Raw genomic sequence first — 20,481 nt, forward strand, 5'->3', positions numbered from 1 at the left:
TCAGAGATAAACTATGGATAACCTACTAGATTTTTCAGAAAAGGTAGCATTGATTACCGGCGCTGCCAGTGGCTTTGGTAAAAGCCTAGCCGAAGAGTTAGCCAAGCGCGGAGCGAACTTAGTGCTAGCTGACTTCAACGAAGAAGGCTTAACACTGACAAAGCAGGATTGTGAAACCCTAGGCAGTAAGGTTATTGCCTTAACGGGTGATATAGCTGAAGAAGCGCATTCTGAAGAACTCGTAAAGGCTGCGGTTGATAATTTTGGCAAGCTTGATATTGCTGTTAACAATGCTGGTATCGCTCCTAAACTGGGCCCATTGGTTCACCTGGACGGCCCAACGCTTTCTCGTCAGTTAGATGTTAATACTAAAGGTGTCGCGTTTGGCCTGAAGCATCAGTTAAGAGTCATGGCTGCTCAAAAAGAGGGTGCGATTCTGAATGTAAGTTCCATGGCAGGTTTAGGTGGAACGCCGATGGGAAGCTCCTATGGCGCTGCCAAGCACGCTGTAATAGGTCTAACTAAAACGGCCGCAGTTGAATGTGGGCCTATGAATGTTCGAGTTAATGCGATTTGCCCCTTCTTTACGTCAACGCCGATGGTTGATAATCCAACGATGAATCCGAATGATAATATCGAAGAGGTCAACAAGAACCTTGCGCGCGGCTGTCCGATGAAGCGTATCGCACGAGTTGAAGAAATTGTGAATGTCATGGTCATGATACTGTCACCAGCGAATAGTTATATGAACGGTATTGCTATACCGGTTGACGGCGGCATGTCAGCCATGTAATTTCAAAGGGGTCAGACTCGATTGAATTTCAATCGAGTCTGACCCCTTTGAAAATAAGCTATAAAAATAATAGGAAGAGGTCATGAGTACAAAGCGCGAATTCGATGTGATCATATGGGGAGCAAGTGGTTTTACAGGCCGCTTAGTTGCCGAATACTATCTAAATACCTACGGCCTCGATGGCGAACTAAAATGGGCAATGGCTGGACGCAACCAAACCAAGCTTGAAGAAGTTCGAAAAGGCTTAGGTAACGATAACATTCCTCTTATTCTTGCCGATAGCCACGATACGGCTAGCCTGAATGAACTGGCAAAACGTACTAAAGTCGTCTGCACAACGGTCGGTCCTTACGCTAAATATGGAAACGAGTTAGTCGCCGCGTGTGTCGAGAACGGCACTGACTATTGCGACCTGGCCGGCGAGACGCAATGGATTCGTCGCATGATCGACAAGCACCACAAAGCGGCAAAAGAAGCCGGTTGCCGGATTGTCCATTGTTGTGGTTTTGACTCGATTCCTTCCGACATGGGTGTGTACTTTCTTCAGCGTGAAGCAAAACATCACTATGGCGAATATTGCTACCATATCAAGATGCGCTTAAAAGCTGCAAAAGGGGCGATGAGTGGCGGTACCTTTGCCAGTATGAATAATGTGATGCTCGAAGCGAGTAAAGACCCTGAAGTTAAGAAGGTGATCTTCAACCCTTATGGTTTGAACCCTCAGGGGGAAATGTCGGGCCCTGATAAGCCAGATATGCAAAGCGTTAAATACGACTCTGACCTAAAAGCTTGGATCATGCCTTTCATCATGGCGGCAATAAATACGCGCGTTGTTCGACGCTCTCATGCTTTGAAGTCTTACCCGTATGGAAAAGACTTCCTTTATGATGAAGCGATGATGAGCGGCAAAGGCTTTACTGGAAGAGCCAAAGGTTATGCTGGCTTATTGACCTTAGGCTTGATGATGGCAGGTAAGCCGGGGTCTTGGTATAAAAATACAATTAATCGCTTTTTCCCTGAACCTGGTGAAGGGCCAAATAAAGCAGAGCGTGAAGCTGGCTTCTTCACCTTTAGTGTAATTGGCCGTATGAATGACCGAACATTGGTTGCCAAGGTTACAGGTGACCGAGACCCAGGTTATGGTTCTACTTCTAAAATGCTTGGTGAAAGTGCAGCCTGTTTAGCCTTGGATAAGAAACACTTGCCGAAGATGTGCGGAGTGTTGACACCCTCAACAGCAATGGGTGATGCCTTATTGCATAGGCTAGAAGAAAAGGCTGGTCTAGGCTTCTCAATCGAGCCCTAAGGTTATTGAGTTCAGGGTAAGTCGGGTTTTAACCCGACGATGCAGTTAATCAATGTTATAAGCTAAAGATGGGTTGGAGATAAACTCATTTTCATTGCCCTGATACTCAGCCACAATCGCATTACGTGAGACTTCCTCCGGGCTTGGTGGATCATTCTCATGCCATAGTTTTAATAAAGACATATGAGTACGCAAGGGTAGGTCATAGTTAGCCTTCATATAAAACAGAATTCTGGCAATATCCCCTTTGAGCTCGTTAGGTGGGTCAATAATGTGTAACTTCTTTCGAATGCCGCAATTATTGGCCTCAATCGTTTCTTCTAAGTTGCCGAACTTTGCGCCTTTTCTTTTAAACTCAAAGTAAGAGTCAGCCGGAACAACATTATGCAAATCAGAGATTATTTCCATATAGCGATCGTCTGAACGAAGGCACTGGCGTTTAGTTCCGCATTGAAGGTGGTCACGTACTTGAGCGCTTGGGTAAATATGGCTGACCGCGAGAAGCGGTGTTTTCTTTGAGAAAGACTTTTTGCAGAAAAAGGTCTGCCCGCCATTTTTATAAATGGCGCCCCAAAATTTATCCTTAATCACTGATTTGTAATCAGCTGCCGCGATTGAACTTAATAGCAAGCAGCTGATAGCGATAACTATCGCGCTACATATTTGTTTGTTGCGTTTTAAGCGCATTCAGGTTTACCTCGGTGAAGCTATTGGTAGTAAAAGAAGACTGCTTAACAACTTATATGATTCTTATAATTGACGTTAGCATAAAAAGTGAGCGCTGCCCCCTTATAAGTGAGCTAAAAATGTTAGATTCTGAAAAACATTGTAAAAACAGCGATCGGAAAGAGGCTTTAATGTTTATTTGTGATAAAGAGTGTGCGCTAAAGAACTTATAATGCTTTGTTGTGCTTTTGTTATTTTTTATTTTCAAAAGCTTATCTATGGAAATTAAAGCATCTTCGGAAATGAGTTTTCGAATGTGAGAATTTTGTAGGCGGCCCGTCCCGGGGCGCAGGTCGTTCCTCGGAGTGTCAGATAGCCCGGTGGTTCCGTTCGCGCGGACAGAGGCCCCGCCTACCTTTGGCTTTATCCCTTAGCAATTGCCAAGGTAATATCAGTCAACACGTCCCAAGGGGAAATGCCCTTTTCGACACCTTTGATCAGGTCATCGACTTTCTTACACTGATCTAAAAGGCCCAATAGCTTTTGAGGGCTGTGCTTTTGTGCGGCGGCAGACAGACCTGCCTGGCGTTTTTGAATGATACGATGTTGTTTGAATAATGCCGGCAATGGCTGACCTTTGCTCAGGGCATGAGACAAATTCAGTAGTAAGCGAATCTCTTTACTTAAAGCCCACAAGACAAAGGTGACTTCTACGCCTTCAAGGCGAAGGTGGGAGATGATTTTTGCGCTTTGCTTGGCCTTTCCGGTCAAACAGGCGTCGGTAAGGTTAAAGACATCGTAGCGAGAAGCATCTGAAACACTTTCCAACACATCTTCAGTAGAAATTTCGACACTGCTGTCAGGGTGAAGAAGCTTAAGCTTCTCAAGCTCCTGTTGTGCAGCGAGTAAGTTGCCTTCTAATCTATCAGACAAAAGTGAAACGGCGTCACGAGCTAAGTTCAAGCCCATTTTATTGGCTCGTTGAGCTATCCAACGCGGCATCTCGTGTAGATTGATTGGCCATATTTGAATGATGGCACCAGTCTGATCAAGTCGGCTACACCACTTGCTTTTAAGTGTGGAAGCATCGAGTTTATCGGCGCAGATCAGTAAAATCTTATCTTCTGGCAAATTATCGCAATATTGTTGAAAGGCTTTTGCACCGGGGGTACCGGGTTTAGATTTTCCAAGTCGAAGTTCAGTTAGTGTCTTTTCTGCAAATAAAGACAGAGTGTTAGCTTCTTCGTTTAAGCTGGTCCAATCGAACTTGCGGTCAACTTCCAGAATCTTTCGCTCATCAAAGCCTTGTTTTTTGCAGTTCAGACGAATGCTGTCCAAAGCTTCTTGAACCAATAGTGGCTCGTCACCGGTTACCAAATAAAGCGGTAAGAGCTTTTTTTTCAGCTCATTCTCAAGTTGCTCAGCTTTGATGCGCATACTTACTCAGAGCCCTCGTTACTGCCGGAATCGCTGGTAGTTAGCGTTTGTTTATTTACGACATCTATCTGGCGGAATATTTCTGAAGCAATGCGCTGGCTAAGTTCAGACTGTAGCTCACTGCGCTCGCGCTCTTTTGATAATAGTGCAGAGGACTGGTGGCGATAGCTATTACGAACGACGATTTCCTGTTCAGCGAGTACTTCTTCGCTCTCTTGAAGAACTAATTGATAACTTACTTTAGAGCTCAGCCCATATTCAGCGGTTGAAGCATTGCTTTGCAGCGACAAGGTACGAGACTCTTGCTCGATAGGGGAGATAGCTAGCCGATACTGAGCATTGTCATCAAAGCTAATATTATTCAGCATCAACTTTTGGCGTAGTGTTTGGCAAAGCTGCCAAGCACGAGTGGTTGGGCAGTCGAGTTTTATACTGGAAAAGCCCTTAGGAGCGTCATGTTCAGAATAACCACGAAGCTGGAAACCGCATGCCGACAGCAAACTAAAAAGCATGATCATTACGATGATCAAAAGTTTATTACGTGGCATATAAGGCTCTCACTGAAATAATAATCGCCCCGAAGCTTTAAGCGAGGGGCGATATTAAGGAGGAAAGAACAGGTCTATCGTTGCCTAGTTCGCAACGATATTAACCAGCTTTCCAGGTACAACGATTACTTTACGAACGGTCTTGTCATCTGTAAAGCGTTTAACGTTTTCATCATCCAAAGCAGTTTGTTCCATTGCTTCTTTGCTGATATCAGCAGGCACGTCAAGCTTGGACCTTACTTTACCATTCACCTGAATAACGATCGTTTGCGAAGCCTTAACCAAGGCGCTCTCGTCAACACTTGGCCAGCCCGCGCCGATAACTGCGTCTTTGTGGCCCAGGGTTTCCCATAGCTCATGTGAAATATGAGGCGTGATTGGTGCAAGCAGTAAAGTAACGGTTTCAAGCGTTTCCTGCATGACCGCACGGCCTTGCTCACTGACATCAACAAACTTCGAGGCTGTATTCATTAGCTCCATAATAGCCGCGATTGCTGTGTTAAAGGTTAAGCGGCGGCTAACGTCGTCACTTACTTTAGCAATCGTTTCATGCGTTTTTAAGCGAAGCGCTTTCTGCTCTTTGTTCAGGCTGGCAACATCGAGTGCAGCCACATCGCCCTGAGAAACGTGAGAATACACCTGGCGCCAGATACGCTTAAGGAAACGGTTTGAACCTTCAACCGCACTGTCAGACCATTCCAATGATTGCTCAGGAGGCGCAGCAAACATAATAAACAAACGAACGGTATCAGCACCAAACTGGTCGATGGTGGTTTGTGGGTCAACACCGTTGTTCTTAGATTTCGACATCTTGCTCATGCCAGAAGACAACACTTCGCTACCGTCAGACTTGCGCTTGCAGCTAATGGTTTTGCCTTTTTCGTCCGTCTCGATATCGACTTCAGCTGGCGCGATCCAGATCTTGCCACCTTTATCGTCTTCCTGATAGAAGCTTTCAGCCAATACCATGCCTTGGCATAACAGACGCTTGAACGGCTCGTCACAATTTACCAAGCCGACATCTCGTAACAGTTTGTGGAAAAAGCGCGCATAAAGCAGGTGCAAAATAGCGTGCTCAATACCACCAATATATTGGTCTACAGGCAGCCAGTAATTTGCCGCGCCTGGGTCTAACATGCTGTCAGCAGACTGAGGTGAACAGTAACGTGCGTAATACCAAGACGATTCCATAAAGGTATCGAAGGTATCTGTTTCACGTAGTGCAGGCTGACCATTATGAGTCGTCTTTGCCCACTCCGGGTCGCTCTTGATAGGTGAGGTGACACCGTTCAGCTCAACGTCTTCAGGCAGTACAACAGGCAGCTCATCTAAAGGAACAGGAATCGCGCTGCCGTCTTCAAGATTCTTGATCGGGATAGGTGTGCCCCAGTAACGCTGGCGAGAAACACCCCAGTCACGCAAGCGATAGTTAATACGCTTTTTGCCAGTGCCTAGCGCTTCGAACTTGGCAACAATGGCATCAAAGGCTTCTGCCGAGCTTAGGCCGGTGAATTCACCTGAAGTCACCAATACGCCTTTTTCAACAAAAGCTTCTTCTTGTACATCTATGTCGTTGCCGTCTTCCGGCGCAATCACCTGCTTGATAGGAAGCTGGAAAGCCTTGGCGAATTCATGGTCACGCTCATCGTGAGCCGGTACCGACATAACCGCACCTGAACCGTAATCCATCAAGACAAAATTAGCCGTCCAAACAGGTACTTCTTCGCCCGTAATTGGGTGGATAGCAGTAAAGCCGGTTGGAATACCTTTTTTCTCCATCGTCGCCATATCTGCTTCAGCGACTTTGTTGTTCTTACACTCTTCAACAAAGGCTTTCACCTCAGCATTATTCCCTGCCGCTTCAAGAGCAAGAGGGTGCTGGGAAGCAACTGCAACGTAGGTCACACCCATTAAAGTATCTGGGCGAGTGGTATAAACGCTTAGCTTGTCATCTCGACCTGCTAGGTCGAATGAGAATTCCAAACCTTCAGAGCGGCCGATCCAGTTGCGCTGCATGGTTTTGACCTGCTCAGGCCACTCATCTAACTGATCGAGATCTGCCAACAGCTCTTCAGCATAATCAGTAATCTTGATAAACCATTGTGGAATTTCTTTACGCTCGACCAAAGCACCAGAGCGCCAGCCGCGGCCATCAACAACCTGTTCGTTTGCCAAAACAGTTTGGTCGACAGGGTCCCAGTTGACGGTTGCGTTCTTCTTGTAAACCAAACCTTTCTCGTAAAGCTTGGTGAAGAACCACTGTTCCCACTTGTAGTACTCAGGCTGACAGGTCGCCAGTTCGCGACTCCAGTCGTAGCCAAAGCCCAGTGCGTTCAACTGAGTCTTCATGTATTCGATATTTTCGTAGGTCCACTTGGCAGGTGCTACCTTGTTATTGATCGCAGCATTCTCTGCAGGAAGACCAAAAGCATCCCAACCCATAGGTTGCATTACGTTTTTGCCTTGCATGCGCTGATAGCGAGAAACAACATCGCCAATGGTGTAGTTACGCACGTGGCCCATATGTAGTTTTCCGCTCGGATAAGGGAACATGGACAGGCAGTAGTATTTCTCTTTTGTTTCGTCTTCAGTGACAGCAAAGCTGTTGTTGTCTTGCCAAAATTTACGGGCTTTTTCTTCTATTTGCTGCGGTTGATAATGTTCTTGCATGAGAGTCTTCAATGTCGCGTGTTTTTATAAAGAGTGAAAAATAAGGTACTTTTTAGAAGCTTGGCGCTTAAAGATGGATAAAGCATCAAGCCGACTAAAACCAGCCGGCTATTCTAGCCTAGATTACGGTGCTTTTCACGCTTCTGTTGATGCTTTTCAGCGCCTGACTCTTAGTACTAAAACGAGCAGAGCACAAAACCAAAATAGGGGAGTAGAACCAGTGTGTGAAAAAGGTGTGCGTCCTTCCAGTAAACGAATTTTAGAAAACAAAATCGTTTGTACAAATTGCTCACTTTGGGCTGTAATCTTTCCGCGCTCGTCGATGATCGCACTAACGCCATTATTGGTGCCGCGCACCATGTAGCGGGCATTTTCAGCAGCACGCATCTGCGCCATTTCCAAATGTTGAAGCGGGCCTATCGAGGTGCCAAACCAACTGTCGTTACTGATGGTGATCAGGTAATCTGCGTCGGCCGACTGCTTGGCAACAAAATCAGGGTAGACCACTTCATAGCAAATAAATGGCGCCACTTGATAGTCGAAGGACTTTAGCAAGGCTTGGTCTTCTGCACCGGTCCGAAAGTCAGACATGGGTAGGTTGAAGAAGTCGATCAGGCCACGCAATAAATCTTCCAGCGGAACATATTCCCCAAAGGGAACCAATTTCTGTTTATGGTAGATACTTTCGCCTTCTGCTTCACGCGCACCAAGACTAACAATACTGTTGTGGTAAACCTGGCGACCGCTCTCTCTATCGATGTGTCGAAAGGGGATGCCGCTGAAAATATTACTATTATTCGCTTTCGCCAGTTCAGACATTACATTCAAAAATGGAAGGGCCTGGTCATATAACCTGGGCACCGCCGTTTCTGGCCAAACAATCACATCACTCTGCCAGGCCTGCTCGCTCATGGTCTCGAGTAGTTTTAAGGTTTTTGGAATTTGTGAACGTCGCCATTTAAGTTCTTGGGGAATATTAGTCTGAATCAGCGCGACGCTGAGCTCATCTTTAGAATCTTCAGTATTGCTAACTTTACTTTGGCTCCAGTTAATGGTGCTTAATGCAGGCCCGCTAATCCAGAAGATCAGTGCAAAAGCGAGTAAACCGAACTTGTGCTGCTTAGTATCAGAAGCTAACAACAAGGCTAAAGCGGTGCCGCTTAGTGCAACAATGAAGGTAAGCCCGTGTACACCAATCACCGGGATCCAACCGCTTAAAGGTGACTCAAGATGCGAATAGCCCAAAAATAGCCAGGGGAAACCCGTTAGGAATACAGTCCGAAAACCATCACCCAAGACCCATATCGCGGTAAATAAAAAGCTGTTTATTAATGTGTTGTCACCGCGTAGTTTGAAGTAGAGCCAGAAGTTCAAAGCGCTAAACAGGGCCAAGCCAGCAACAAAAATGACAGTTAAGCCACCTGCAAGCACTGGTGGCGCATTGCCATAGGTGTTAATACTAACGTAAACCCACGAAGCGCCTGAACCAAAAAGCCCTAAGCCAAATATCCAACCATACAAAAAACCTTTCTCGGCTTTGCCTGAAGGTTTTAAGGCTTGCGTGCAAAGTAGTATCAATGCAATCGAAATAGGGCCTAGTAGCCATAAGCCATATGGGGCAAGTGTGAAGGTTTGCAGTGCACCGGCTACTAGCAGGCAAATGAAAATTAAGGGCTTGGGCAGAGACGGGAATAGGTTCATGGAGTGTCAAATTTCAATGGGGTCAGACTCGATTGAAAATATTGCGGTTTCAATCGAGTCTGACCCCATTGAAACCGCTGGAATATCAATTCTTCTCTATCTTCACCAAGCGAATGCTTCGGTTATCAGCATTAAGTACTGTTACTTTAAAGCCATACATAAGAGTTGTATCACCGCGGCGGGGCAGGCGTTCGAACTTCTTCAGAATCAGGCCTCCAATGGTGTCGAATTCCTTATCTGGCAGTTCCGTTGAAAAGTACTCATTAAATTCATCAATAGGGGTGATGGCCTTTACGTTATACTCGCCATCAGTAAGAGGCTTAATTAACGCTTCGTCATCGATGTCGTGCTCATCTTCGATCTCGCCCACGATCTGCTCAAGAATATCTTCAATCGTTACAAGCCCGGCAATACCGCCATACTCATCGGCAACAATTGCCATATGATTACGGTTTTGCTTAAACTCCTTAAGAAGCTGATTTAATCGCTTGCTCTCAGGTACAACCGTCGCTGGCCGTAAAGCCTCAGAAATCTTGTTTTTGCTAAGTTGTCCTTTTATCGCTAGGGGCAGTAAATCTTTAGCAAGCAAAATACCGATAATATCGTCAGTTGACTCGCCAATAACCGGAAAACGTGAGTGAGCAGACTCGATAATGCTATGCATATACTCTTCAGGCTCAAGCGTCGCGCGTACGGTAATCATCTGGGAGCGGGGAATCATCACTTCGCGAACTTGCATGTCGGTGACTTGCATCGCGCCTTCGATAATACTGAGCGAGTCAGCATCGAGAACGTTTCGGTCTTCTGCGGTACGGAGAATATCCATAATATCGCGCAGCGACGCAGGCTCATCTGAAAAAGCCTGGGTGAGTTTTTCAAACCAGCCTTTTGAACTATTTTTATGTTCTTGCTTGGCTTTACTATGGCCTGACTGGCTACTCGGAGGTTTTGAGTTATCTTCGTTCATAAACGTTTTCTAGCGAATCCTATGCTGTATCGTGGTTTGCAATAGTATCATCTTCGACGATCTCAGTGTAAGGGTCTGGAAAGCCAAGTTCAGCCAGAATTTTCACCTCAAGCGCCTCCATCATATCTGCTTCATCGTCCTCGATATGGTCGTAGCCCTGCAGGTGCAAAGTGCCATGAACCACCATATGAGCCCAGTGAGCTATTTCTTGCTTCGACTGTTCCGCTGCTTCCTTTGCTACCACAGGGGCACAGATTACCAAATCGCCCAAAAGGTTAAGCTCAATCTCGGCTGGCGCTTCGAAAGGAAAAGACAAAACATTAGTGGGTTTATCTTTGCCGCGATACTGGCTATTCAATGATTGGCTTTCTTCCTTGTCGACAATACGAACGGTAAGCTCATATTCTTGTTCGTGCTTTTTCCTATCATGAAGTGAGGCTTTAAGAGCGGCATCAACCCATAAACTCAGTTGGGAAAGCGTTGGGATATGAGGGTGTTCAGAAGCTTCCTGAAGGTCGATCGCGGCGATAGCAGTCATAAATCCGTTTTTCGCAGAAAATAGAAAATAATATTGGGGAAACGAAGTGCTACGTTAACACAGAATTTCCATCAGTGGGACAAAAATAGTAGTGAGTATTCTAGAGCGCTTTGAGGCTGGTATTTTTACGGATCTATCCTATAGTCAAAAGACTATAAATAGTATAAAAAAGCGAGCTACGAAATAATGATATCTACTGGATGTCCAGTACGTAGTCGCGAAAAAATCTAAGAGAATAGTTTAAATGTCTCGCAAGCCGATTTTTACCTCATCTTCCATTCTACTTTGCTCTATATTGTCAGCGACGGCTTGGGCCGATGGACACTCGCCGACAGAAGCAAAGCAGCCATTAAAACTAAAGGATGTGACGGTAACGGGGACCAAAGAAGGCGAGGTGAAGCTCCAAGAAGTACCGGCAGCAATTTCGGCCTACACCGAAGAAGATATGAGCGATGCTGGTATTGGAAATATCAAAGACCTGCGTATGCAAACGCCGGGGTTGAACCTTACACATAATGGCCAGTCTGCACGGCTCTACATGCGTGGTATTGGTAGTAACCTGGACTTTATTGGTTCAGACCCAAGTGTCACCGTTCACGTCGATGGTGTTTACCAATCTAGAACAACCTCAATTCTTGAAGACTTTCTCGACGTTGAACGAGTCGAAATACTGCGTGGGCCACAAGGTACTTTGTATGGTCGAAACTCTACCGGCGGTACGATTAACCTGATCACTAAAAAACCAGAAGCGGAGTCTAGCGGTAAGCTATTCGCAGAAGTTGGCTCGTATAGTTTTCGCAGCGTAGGCGGCATGATAAACGGCACAATTTCTGAGGATAAGGTTCTAGGCCGTTTAGCTGTTGTTAAGACCGATCACGATCCTTACGTCAAGAATACTGCTGCAACAGGTGTTGATGGTTTATTGGATGACGACTCTTTAGCGACTCGCGGGGCATTGCGCTTTTTGCTCGATGACAAAAGCGAGTTAGTGTTAAGGGCAGATTATTCAGATATTGATAGGAATCCAGCGGCTTATAAGACGACGCTTGTGAACTCGGATGGTGCAGCAGGTACATTAGCAGCAGGAGCAATAGTTCCTAGTGATCCATGGTCGGTTAATGTCAATGATGTTGACCCCTATACAGAAAGCAAAAACTATGGCGCCTCAATCGAGTATACGCGAAAAATATCTCCTGAATTAACCTTGGTTTCTCTGACAGGGTATAGAGACCTAGATCTCAAGTTAAAGGAAGATACAGATGGTAGCGATGTGGTGTATCTGGTGACAGAGTATGAAGAGCAGCAGAATATGCTCTCGGAAGAACTGCGTCTTCAATATCAAGGTGACAGGCTAAAATGGGTGGCAGGTGCATATTATTTGCAAGAAGAGCATGAATCTGACACTGCCATTAACTCTACAATTGTTGTCGTAGACTCCAAAAACGAAACACAGGCGTATGCGCTCTTTGGGCAAGGAACCTACTCAATAACGGATCGGCTGAATACAACTCTGGGTTTGCGTTACAGCAGTGAAGAAAAAGAATTTGACAATGTGTATGATCACGCAGATCCTACATTAGATTTTTCTGCGTCGCCCTCTAATTCTTGGGACTCATGGAGCCCATCGTTCTCGCTTGATTATACATATGATTCTGGAACGATGGTGTATAGCAGTGTCAAACGCGGTTTCAAAAGCGGCGGTTACAACATGACGGATGCTTCGCCAGAGTATTCTCCCGAGAAGGTTTGGTCCTACGAAATAGGTAGTAAGTTCCAGCTATTAGATAAAAAACTACATTCAAACATAGCTTTATTTTATAGCGACTATCAGGACTTGCAGGTATCAGAGTTTACAAGTCCAGGTGTATTGAATGTTTCTAATGCTGCAGAAGCGAATATTTTTGGACTTGAGATTGAAAATAAGTGGATGCCAACCTATAACCTGGCGATAGAAATGAATTATGCGTTTTTGAATGCAGAATATGATAATTATATCATTCCGCCAGTTGTAAACGCTGATAGCTCGATTGCTCAGCCTGAACAGGATGCTTCTGGGGATGATATGGTTGCATCTCCAGCTCATAAAGTTAGTTTGGCTGGCCAGTACTTTCATGACTTGCCAAGTGGTACGTTAAGTTACCGCTTGGAGTATGCGTGGCAGGATGAGCAGTACTTTACTGCGCCGAACCATGAAACCTCTTATCAGGGGGCTTATGCTTTAGTGAATGCGAGGTTCGGTTATGAGAGTGCAGATGAAATGTGGGAAGCAGAAGTTTACGTTGAAAACCTAACGAATAAAGCGTATTCAACTTCCACTCGAGAGTTTCCTGGTAGCCCTTTAAGCCTGGATAGTGTCGGTGTAACCAAAGACATCAACCCACCAAGAACCTTTGGTTTGCGTTTAGTTCGCAACTTCTAAACGTAATGAAATCAAAAAAAGCCTCATATGAGGCTTTTTGTATGTATGGGAATAATCCGAAGTAGACAAGGCGGGGCCGCCTACAAAAATCTCACACAAACTCATGCTTCCGACGATACTTATGCGCCGGATACGAACCCAATATCCGTACCTCCTTCGCGAAAAAGTTCAATTCTTCCAAAGCATTCTGAAGCGCTTGCTGACGATAATGTCCATCGACATCAATATGAAAATGACTCGCTTCCATGGTTCCACCATCCATATAGCTCTCAAGCTTGATCATATTGACACCGTTGGTGGCAAAACCACCGAGAGCCTTATACAAAGCCGCCGGTATATTTCTGACCGAAAACAACAAGCTCGAAATATAATGCTGCTTCGGATCATAGTCGGCATCAATAGCTTGCTTAGCCAAAACAATAAAGCGCGTCGTGTTGCCGCCCACATCCTGAAAGCTCTCTGCGATCACATCTAGCCCATACAGCTCTGCCGCCAAAGTAGAAGCTATCGCGCCATGGCTACCGTAAACCGATTGCGCATCTTTCTTAGACGCCAAGTCCTTAGCAGACAAAGCCGTATCCATCGCCACTAAAGGGGTGATCTTTAAAGCTTCCAAACGATGAAAGCACTGCGCCAAAGCTTGAGGATGAGAAGACACTGTCTTAATCGCCTCAAGTTGAGTTCCGGGTAGGGCAAGCAAGCAATGATTCACCGGCTCAAAGTGCTCGGCAATAATGCTCAAATGCGTATTGGGTAATAAACGATAAATCTCCTCAACACGCCCGGCGGTCGAATTCTCAAGCGGGATCATCGCATAGTCAGCCTGGCCTTGTTCCACCAGCTGAATAGCGCTTTGAAAGTTCTCGCAAGCGAGGGCACGATGATCAGGAAAGACCTTCTTACAGGCCAAGTGCGAATAAGCACCCTCAATTCCCTGATAAGCAACAGTAATCTGTGTAGGAGTGTTCATGGTAATAACTGCTTGTATAAATTCGAATGCTGGGATTATAAAGAATAATCAGAGCTAGTGTATCTTTTTCAACGGAGTCAGACTCGATTGAAAACCAATCGAGTCTGACTCCGTTGAAAAGAAGCTGCTGAAAAGTTAGTGTAGATTTAGTGTTCAACGCCAGAAGACAGGGAGGTCAATATGGCGAGATTACCCCGGTTTGTGATTCCAGGCCATCCGCAGCGCGTGATTATTAGAGGTAATAACCGTGAAGCGATTTTTCATCAAAATGACGATTATTTGTTCTATCTAGATAAACTGAATGACGCGTGTCGAGCATACTCTTGTGAAGTACATGCTTATGTCTTGATGACCAATCACGTAAATTTGCTGATTACACCTCAAGTGGAAGACGGCATATCAAAAACAATACAGAATATTGGGCGTTACTATGTTCAGTACTTTAATAAAAAGTACCGCCGAACGGGTACGTTGTGGGAAGGGCGTTATAAAGCGTCTCTTATTGACTCAGCTCTCTATTTACTAACTTGCTATCGATATATCGAGCTAAATCCTGTTCGGGCCAATATGGTGGCCCACCCATCTAATTACCCTTGGTCTAGTTATCGTGTTAATGCTTTGGGAGCACAAAGCGAGCTAATCTCACCTCATTTCGAATACTTGTCTTTATCCGTATCGCCAGAAAAAAGACGGTCGATATATCGTTCTCTATTTACGTACGAGATAAAAGAACAGACGCTTGAAGAGATTCGCACAGTAACAAATAAGGCATGGGTACTGGGAAGTGAGCAATTCAAGTCTCAAATTGAAGCGCAGACCGGTAGGGCAAGTCACCCGAGAAAGACGGGCGGTGATCGTAGGTCGAAGGTTTTCAAAGGGGTCAGACTCGATTGAAAATCAATCGAGTCTGACCCCTTTGAAAAAGGCTAGGCCGCCTTAAGATCATAACTCTGCGGATAAAGCTTGTTCGCTTCAGCTTCTTCCAAATCCCTTTGTATTGCAGCAGCGGTATTCTTCAGTACGTTGAGCCCAAATTTCTGAATTCCATTTATGAGCATAGTCAGGCACAAGCAAAATCGTTTAACGTACTGTTATAGAAATTAGGGTATGCAAAATCATGACTCCCATTATTCAAATCGAAAACTTGTCTAAGGTTTATGCTGGTGGTTTTCAAGCGCTCAGTGGTATTAACCTTACAATAGAAAAATCTGAAATCATTGCTTTACTCGGTCCGAACGGGGCCGGTAAGACGACCTTAATCAGTACCATTTGCGGTATAGTCAATCCATCTTCCGGCACCGTGACTGTCGACGGTGAGGATATTATCAAAGGCTACCGCCATACGCGTGAAATGATTGGTCTGGTTCCACAAGAGTTAACGACTGACTCATTTGAGACTGTATGGGATACCGTGACGTTTAGTCGAGGCTTATTTGGTAAAGCGCCTAACACGGCTTATATCGAGAAGACGCTAAAAGACTTATCACTGTGGGATAAGAAAGATAACCGTATTATGGAGTTGTCAGGTGGTATGAAGCGCCGTGTGTTGATAGCCAAAGCGCTGTCGCATGAACCCAAGATTTTATTCTTGGATGAGCCGACAGCTGGGGTTGATGTTGAGCTGCGAAAAGATATGTGGGAGTTGGTCCGTAAGCTTCGAGAAAAGGGGGTCACGATTATCCTCACCACACACTATATTGAGGAAGCAGAAGAAATTGCTGACCGTATTGGTGTGATCAATAATGGTCAATTAGTCTTGGTTGAAGAGAAGACAGAATTGATGCGTAAGTTAGGGAAGAAGCAATTAACCCTCGACCTGAAGACCGAGCTATCTAGTTTGCCAACGAGCCTAAAAGGTTTCGATCTAGTGCTGAATAATAATGGCCTGCAACTTGTTTATACCTACGACACGCTAGAAGATCATACGGGTATTGCGACCTTGCTCCAGCACTTGTCTGAAGAGGGGATTCAGTTTAAAGATTTAAAGACTGACCAGAGCTCATTAGAAGATATCTTTGTATCGCTTGTTAAGGAGTCCGCATGAACCGTCACGCAGTTGCCGCGATTTATAAGTTTGAAATGGCCCGTACAAAGCGAACCATTTTCCAGAGCATTGTCTCGCCAGTTATCTCTACCTCTTTGTATTTTGTCGTCTTTGGTTCTGCGATTGGCTCGAGGATTAATGAAGTGGACGGAGTTAGCTATGGGGCCTTTATCGTACCAGGCTTGATTATGCTTTCTTTGTTAACGCAGAGTATTTCTAACGCTTCATTTGGAATTTATTTTCCTAAGTTTAGCGGCACCATTTATGAGCTACTTTCTGCACCTGTTTCATACTTCGAAGCCTTGCTTGGCTACGTGGGGGCCGCAGCAACGAAGTCGATCATACTTGCCTTGATTATTCTCGCAACGGCGAGCCTGTTTGTACCGCTACAAATAGCGCATCCGGTTTGGATGATGGTCTTCCTTGTGATGACGGCCATTACCTTCAGCTTGTTCGGTTTTATTATCGGCATCTGGGCCGATAACTTTGAGAAGCTTCAGGTGATTCCTTTACTGGTGATTACGCCTTTAGTGTTTTTGGGCGGTACTTTTTACTCTGTCAACATGCTGCCGCAGATCTGGCAGACCATCACTTTATTCAACCCTGTTTTGTATTTGGTAAGCGGCTTTCGCTGGAGCTTTTACGAGATTTCAGACGTCAGCATGGTAGCAAGTCTGGCGGCTATTAGTGGCTTTCTGCTTCTGTGTATTGTTGGCGTATGGTGGATATTTAGGACAGGGTATCAGTTGAAGAAATAGCTAAATGATTAGGGTCAGCGTCAAAAATGACTTTTTTCGCTGATCTTAATTTGATACATCTGTATTGGTGAAATAAAAACGAAGACAAAACTCCTCTGAAACCCGCATTCCTTGGTAGCCCAAAAACAGGGTTTGATGGAATTAAAACGAAGACAGTTGTAAGTTGTTGATAAATAATGTTGGTTGCCTATATTTTGAGTTTTTTCTTTGTGGCCTTATTCGTTCCTCTGTTTTCTGATTTTCAGCCCCTCATTTCTAGTGAATTATGATATCTTGATGTTTTTAGTCGCGGCGATTGATTCATAATGTTCTCAGTGTTTAGAAATAAGACGGACCTTCCGAGCAATCTTGAGTTCGAACAAATAATACTTGAACTCCCAGAAGAACAGCGCTCAATAGATAGAGATAAAACAGACCTGATTATCGGCGTACCACAGACCGAACATAATGGTTATAAAGTGTTGGACGGTATTCCCAGGGAATGTACTTCTGTTTCAATTTTGCTTGGAGGAAAAAGTCTTCATATTTTGGAAGCTCTTGTTAAGTCTGGCTTACCTCACCAGCTCCGTTCAATATGTATAGGTCACTGCGACTATACTCCTCCTGGATCTTCATTTAATTATGAAAAAGCTATAGAAATCTTGTCTGGAACTAGCTTTCCTCTTTTAGAGCATCTGTCACTAGGTATTGATGAATTGTATTGTAATCGTGATGGTTGGGCTCCAAGTTTACTTGGCGATTTAACAAGCTTACTTGAGAGTCTACATTCAGTCGAATCACTCGTTATTCATGGTAATTTTAGACTAGATAGGCCAATACTTTTCAAAAGACTGCGCAATCTTGAAATCATAACGAGTGATGGCGAACCGTTAACCTCTAAGACTCATGACAATCTATTGACGTCCGGTTTTAGCGTATTGGAAGATGCTTGGTTGAGCCTAGGGGGAAGTAATATTAGCAGCTACACTTTTCCAGATATTTTTATAAATGCAGAAAATCTGCCTCATATCAAAAGACTCGAGATCGATGGGATGTATAGCTGCGGCCAGCTAAAAAGGTTTAGAGAAAGCAAACTGTGCAACAAATCGGGTATCAAAGTTTTTAGTGAAGAGTTGGAAGAAAATCTTAATGATTCTAGCTGTTGACGTTGACTATAAAAACGATACGGGATTAATCGGTGGTGTTATTTTTGATGATTGGACTGATAAAGAACCGACGATTGAGGTTGTTAGCAAAGTTCAGTCTGTTGAAGATTACACTCCCGGTGAGTTTTATAAGCGAGAGCTGCCTTGTATTCTCGAACTAATAAATGAGCACTCGCTAAAACCAGATGTTATCGTTGTTGATGGGTATGTATTCTTAGATGGAGAGAAAAGACCTGGCCTTGGTAAACATCTTTATGATGCTTTAGGTGGTAGCATTCCGGTTGTCGGTGTCGCTAAAAATCGATTCAAGAGTATCGGTTCAAATTATGAAGTATACAGAGGTAAGAGCGACAAACCGCTGTATGTGACTGCGGCTGGATTGGATATTGAAATTGCTAAGCAACAAATAATAAACATGGATGGTGGTTTTCGCTTTCCGACGCTATTGAAACGTGTAGATAAGCTTTGTCGGGCTTGGGATAGTTCAAGCTGAACCTTAATAACGAAAAATATAATTTAGATATTTGATTCTTGTTTGAATCAAGAGAACTATTAATGAGTAAATTCAATTTATTTGGCCGCTTATCGGCCTCACCAACCAAACCAAAGGCACACTCCAAAGCTAAGTCTTTCGATGTTTCAGATTTGTATGATGGGCCTTTTGGTTCAGGTGAAAGTGACGCTCAAGAAACTAGCACGGGACTAGATGAAAAGCTTAGGCAGGCTTACTTTTGGATCGTTAATAACGCGATAATCAGTCCTCACTATGATATCGAATATAATGATCAGTCTCCGCAACAGTTTAGGGCGGGAGACAGTCACAGTACGCTAAACCTCCCAACTGAACAGTCTTACTCAAGCTTTATCTTATTGCCACTCCTCACGTTCGCTACTCAAAGTAAATGCCTTTTCATTGGCGGACCAGGCCGGGGTAAAACGGCTAGTGCAATCTTGATGGGTATCATGGGCGGTTATACGACAAAAGAAGTTAAACGAGCCATGCAACATGGCCATCCGCAGATGACAGTGGCTGATTTGCTGGGTAATCCCTTGCCATCGGATCTGGCCTCGGCCGAAGCGATCGAAGACATCCGCATATCGTGGCGGAAATGGCTTGGAATGCGCGTAAAAATAGTCGATGAATACAACCGTATCCCTACACGAACGCAAAGCGCTTTGCTGACTGTGATGGGAGACAACTACGCAGAACTCTACAACCAGGTCTTTGAATGTCCTGATGCGGCCTGGTATTTAACTGCAAATGATGATCAGGGTGGCGGAACCTACCAGGTGATCGAAGCCTTAAAAGATCGTATTGATGTCGTTGTCCAAGCTTTGTCATTTAACCCTAGATTTCTGAATCAGTTGCTTCTACGTATTGAAGAAGGTGTAAAGCCAGAAGATATGGTTCCACCTCAGATCATTTTCACCGAAGATGAGATCTCAGACATGTCGCTAGCGATACGCAATATCACAGTACCTGCAGGGATTCGGCGCAGAATAGAGTTCTTTACGAGTCACTTTGAGTATTCGGAGTATTCTGCCTCTCAGTTTGAATATAAAACAAAGGACACGTCACGATTATCAGGCGTCAAATCACATGTGTTAGCGTCTATTGATAATGGTCGTGATCGTCTAAAAGATCTTGGTTGTCAGACCCTAAACGGAATCTCAGTTCGTTCTTTGATGTCACTACTACAGTTTGCTAAAGCTCTCGCGTTTTTTAGGGGTAATGACACGGTTGAGTTAAACGATGTAAGGCAAGTACTCCCATTCGTTTTTCATTCCCGGCTTTTTGCTGACATGGATTCACCGTTTTTCGAACTGTCTGAGAATACTTTTTATCGAAGCGATAAGATCGGCTGGTTGCGTCACCTCTTTGATTCTTCATGTAGGGAATTCGATAAACTTAACTTGGATAAGAATGACCCTGTAGAAGAGTTGTCGAATGAGTTTGAAGAAGGTCTTGATGGCTTAACTGCAAAGCAAGCTAAAAAACGAATCAATCGTATTGAGACGGAAATAGCGAAACTCGTAGAGGGCAAGAAAATGTATGGGCACATCTACGAGGATGTCGTAAAACTTAAATATTTGCATCAGCGCTATACGAACTATCTCAAGTGGCTTGAGTCATAGGGGCTTGTTCAATGAAGTCAGCGGCGCTCAAGGCATATTTCCAAGCTGAAAGAGACACTTGTAATCAAATGGTTGAAAGTGTCAGACATCAGTACCCAAATTCAAATCTAGATGACTTTAACTGGTTTTTGACAGACTGCTTAGATCCAGTAGTCCTGTCACTAGATAGCCAGAGTAATCAAATTACGTTTCATGTGGCTCATGCGGGTTTCAAGTATGGACTGGAGCTGGCCTGTTTTAATTGGCTGAAATCAGAGACTAAAAAAGCATTATTATTCAAAGTTTGGAATGACCTATATCCAAGGGTTGATTCAGTTTTAAAGGAAAGCCCGAGCGAACTGTTTGCAGGAACGAGTAATTCTCTAAACAACATTTTGGCTTTT

The 20,481-nt window shown here is 44.5% G+C and carries 18 protein-coding genes; 10 read left to right on the top strand and 8 right to left on the bottom strand.

The annotated features are described in order from the left end of the window. Positions 1–13: 13 nt before the first annotated feature. Together A3763_RS24410 and A3763_RS24415 are read left to right on the top strand one after the other, a co-directional pair. A complete protein-coding gene (locus A3763_RS24410; RefSeq protein WP_068506703.1) occupies positions 14–793 on the top strand; it encodes an SDR family NAD(P)-dependent oxidoreductase in 780 nt (259 codons plus the stop codon). 82 nt (positions 794–875) lie between these two features. Beyond that, a complete protein-coding gene (locus tag A3763_RS24415; protein WP_068506700.1) occupies positions 876–2,099 on the top strand; it encodes a trans-acting enoyl reductase family protein in 1,224 nt (407 codons plus the stop codon). Between the two features lie 45 nt (positions 2,100–2,144). Here A3763_RS24415 and A3763_RS24420 read toward each other — a convergent pair whose 3' ends face one another. The 7 genes from A3763_RS24420 to ybeY form a co-directional block, all read right to left on the bottom strand. Continuing rightward, positions 2,145–2,786: an endonuclease gene (locus tag A3763_RS24420; RefSeq protein ID WP_082865261.1), complete on the bottom strand. Its 642-nt coding sequence runs from the start codon at positions 2,784–2,786 to the stop codon at positions 2,145–2,147. Between the two features lie 402 nt (positions 2,787–3,188). Further along, positions 3,189–4,202 (bottom strand): DNA polymerase III subunit delta, encoded by a 1,014-nt coding sequence (gene holA / locus A3763_RS24430; RefSeq protein WP_068506694.1) that lies wholly within the window; start codon positions 4,200–4,202, stop codon positions 3,189–3,191. Between the two features lie 2 nt (positions 4,203–4,204). Beyond that, positions 4,205–4,750, bottom strand: coding sequence for an LPS assembly lipoprotein LptE (gene lptE / locus A3763_RS24435; protein ID WP_068506692.1), 546 nt, complete (start codon positions 4,748–4,750; stop codon positions 4,205–4,207). Between the two features lie 84 nt (positions 4,751–4,834). Next, positions 4,835–7,420: a leucine--tRNA ligase gene (gene leuS, locus A3763_RS24440; RefSeq protein ID WP_068506690.1), complete on the bottom strand. Its 2,586-nt coding sequence runs from the start codon at positions 7,418–7,420 to the stop codon at positions 4,835–4,837. A gap of 156 nt (positions 7,421–7,576) precedes the next feature. Next, positions 7,577–9,121, bottom strand: a complete 1,545-nt coding sequence (lnt, locus tag A3763_RS24445; protein ID WP_068506687.1) for an apolipoprotein N-acyltransferase — start codon at positions 9,119–9,121, stop codon at positions 7,577–7,579. Between the two features lie 85 nt (positions 9,122–9,206). Beyond that, on the bottom strand, positions 9,207–10,088 hold the full coding sequence (locus A3763_RS24450; protein ID WP_068506685.1) for an HlyC/CorC family transporter: 882 nt from the start codon (positions 10,086–10,088) through the stop codon (positions 9,207–9,209). 19 nt (positions 10,089–10,107) lie between these two features. Next, complete coding sequence (gene ybeY, locus A3763_RS24455) at positions 10,108–10,626, bottom strand: rRNA maturation RNase YbeY (RefSeq protein ID WP_068506684.1); 519 nt, start codon at positions 10,624–10,626, stop codon at positions 10,108–10,110. A 244-nt stretch (positions 10,627–10,870) separates the two neighbouring features. Here ybeY and A3763_RS24460 point away from each other — a divergent pair, with 244 nt between their 5' ends. After that, the gene (locus A3763_RS24460) at positions 10,871–13,045 is read left to right on the top strand and encodes a TonB-dependent receptor (protein WP_068506682.1); all 2,175 of its coding nucleotides are present in this window, start codon (positions 10,871–10,873) and stop codon (positions 13,043–13,045) included. A 91-nt stretch (positions 13,046–13,136) separates the two neighbouring features. Here A3763_RS24460 and A3763_RS24465 read toward each other — a convergent pair whose 3' ends face one another. Then, positions 13,137–14,015, bottom strand: a complete 879-nt coding sequence (locus tag A3763_RS24465; protein WP_068506680.1) for a prephenate dehydratase — start codon at positions 14,013–14,015, stop codon at positions 13,137–13,139. A 180-nt stretch (positions 14,016–14,195) separates the two neighbouring features. On the opposite strand from A3763_RS24465, the gene A3763_RS24470 reads away from it, so the two are divergent. The 7 genes from A3763_RS24470 to A3763_RS29800 all read left to right on the top strand — a co-directional run. Beyond that, on the top strand, positions 14,196–14,909 hold the full coding sequence (locus tag A3763_RS24470) for a transposase (protein WP_068506676.1): 714 nt from the start codon (positions 14,196–14,198) through the stop codon (positions 14,907–14,909). A 223-nt stretch (positions 14,910–15,132) separates the two neighbouring features. Further along, the gene (locus A3763_RS24475; RefSeq protein ID WP_068506675.1) at positions 15,133–16,059 is read left to right on the top strand and encodes an ABC transporter ATP-binding protein; all 927 of its coding nucleotides are present in this window, start codon (positions 15,133–15,135) and stop codon (positions 16,057–16,059) included. Then, positions 16,056–16,817, top strand: coding sequence for an ABC transporter permease (locus A3763_RS24480; protein WP_068506671.1), 762 nt, complete (start codon positions 16,056–16,058; stop codon positions 16,815–16,817). The genes A3763_RS24475 and A3763_RS24480 overlap by 4 nt, the downstream gene beginning before the upstream one ends. Positions 16,818–17,122: 305 nt before the next feature. After that, on the top strand, positions 17,123–17,962 hold the full coding sequence (locus tag A3763_RS24485) for a hypothetical protein (RefSeq protein WP_068506670.1): 840 nt from the start codon (positions 17,123–17,125) through the stop codon (positions 17,960–17,962). Further along, entirely contained in the window at positions 17,946–18,455 is a 510-nt protein-coding gene (locus A3763_RS24490; protein WP_068506668.1) for an endonuclease V, read from the top strand. Before A3763_RS24485 ends, A3763_RS24490 begins: the two co-directional genes overlap by 17 nt. Positions 18,456–18,517: 62 nt before the next feature. After that, entirely contained in the window at positions 18,518–20,098 is a 1,581-nt protein-coding gene (locus A3763_RS24495; protein ID WP_068506664.1) for an AAA family ATPase, read from the top strand. 11 nt (positions 20,099–20,109) lie between these two features. Further along, positions 20,110–20,481 (top strand): hypothetical protein (locus tag A3763_RS29800; RefSeq protein ID WP_231872311.1); only part of this gene is annotated, 372 nt, incomplete at its 3' end.

Source organism: Oleiphilus sp. HI0128, assembly GCF_001635365.1.

Coding starts and splice junctions, on each gene's coding strand:
- leuS (WP_068506690.1), bottom strand. CDS start 7,420: ATGCAAGAACATTATCAACCGCAGCAAATAGAAGAAAAAGCCCGTAAA.
- A3763_RS24490 (WP_068506668.1), top strand. CDS start 17,946: ATGATTCTAGCTGTTGACGTTGACTATAAAAACGATACGGGATTAATC.
- A3763_RS24495 (WP_068506664.1), top strand. CDS start 18,518: ATGAGTAAATTCAATTTATTTGGCCGCTTATCGGCCTCACCAACCAAA.
- A3763_RS24470 (WP_068506676.1), top strand. CDS start 14,196: ATGGCGAGATTACCCCGGTTTGTGATTCCAGGCCATCCGCAGCGCGTG.
- A3763_RS24480 (WP_068506671.1), top strand. CDS start 16,056: ATGAACCGTCACGCAGTTGCCGCGATTTATAAGTTTGAAATGGCCCGT.
- holA (WP_068506694.1), bottom strand. CDS start 4,202: ATGCGCATCAAAGCTGAGCAACTTGAGAATGAGCTGAAAAAAAAGCTC.
- A3763_RS24485 (WP_068506670.1), top strand. CDS start 17,123: ATGTTCTCAGTGTTTAGAAATAAGACGGACCTTCCGAGCAATCTTGAG.
- A3763_RS24415 (WP_068506700.1), top strand. CDS start 876: ATGAGTACAAAGCGCGAATTCGATGTGATCATATGGGGAGCAAGTGGT.
- lptE (WP_068506692.1), bottom strand. CDS start 4,750: ATGCCACGTAATAAACTTTTGATCATCGTAATGATCATGCTTTTTAGT.
- A3763_RS24465 (WP_068506680.1), bottom strand. CDS start 14,015: ATGAACACTCCTACACAGATTACTGTTGCTTATCAGGGAATTGAGGGT.
- A3763_RS24420 (WP_082865261.1), bottom strand. CDS start 2,786: ATGCGCTTAAAACGCAACAAACAAATATGTAGCGCGATAGTTATCGCT.
- A3763_RS24475 (WP_068506675.1), top strand. CDS start 15,133: ATGACTCCCATTATTCAAATCGAAAACTTGTCTAAGGTTTATGCTGGT.
- A3763_RS24450 (WP_068506685.1), bottom strand. CDS start 10,088: ATGAACGAAGATAACTCAAAACCTCCGAGTAGCCAGTCAGGCCATAGT.
- lnt (WP_068506687.1), bottom strand. CDS start 9,121: ATGAACCTATTCCCGTCTCTGCCCAAGCCCTTAATTTTCATTTGCCTG.
- A3763_RS24410 (WP_068506703.1), top strand. CDS start 14: ATGGATAACCTACTAGATTTTTCAGAAAAGGTAGCATTGATTACCGGC.
- ybeY (WP_068506684.1), bottom strand. CDS start 10,626: ATGACTGCTATCGCCGCGATCGACCTTCAGGAAGCTTCTGAACACCCT.
- A3763_RS24460 (WP_068506682.1), top strand. CDS start 10,871: ATGTCTCGCAAGCCGATTTTTACCTCATCTTCCATTCTACTTTGCTCT.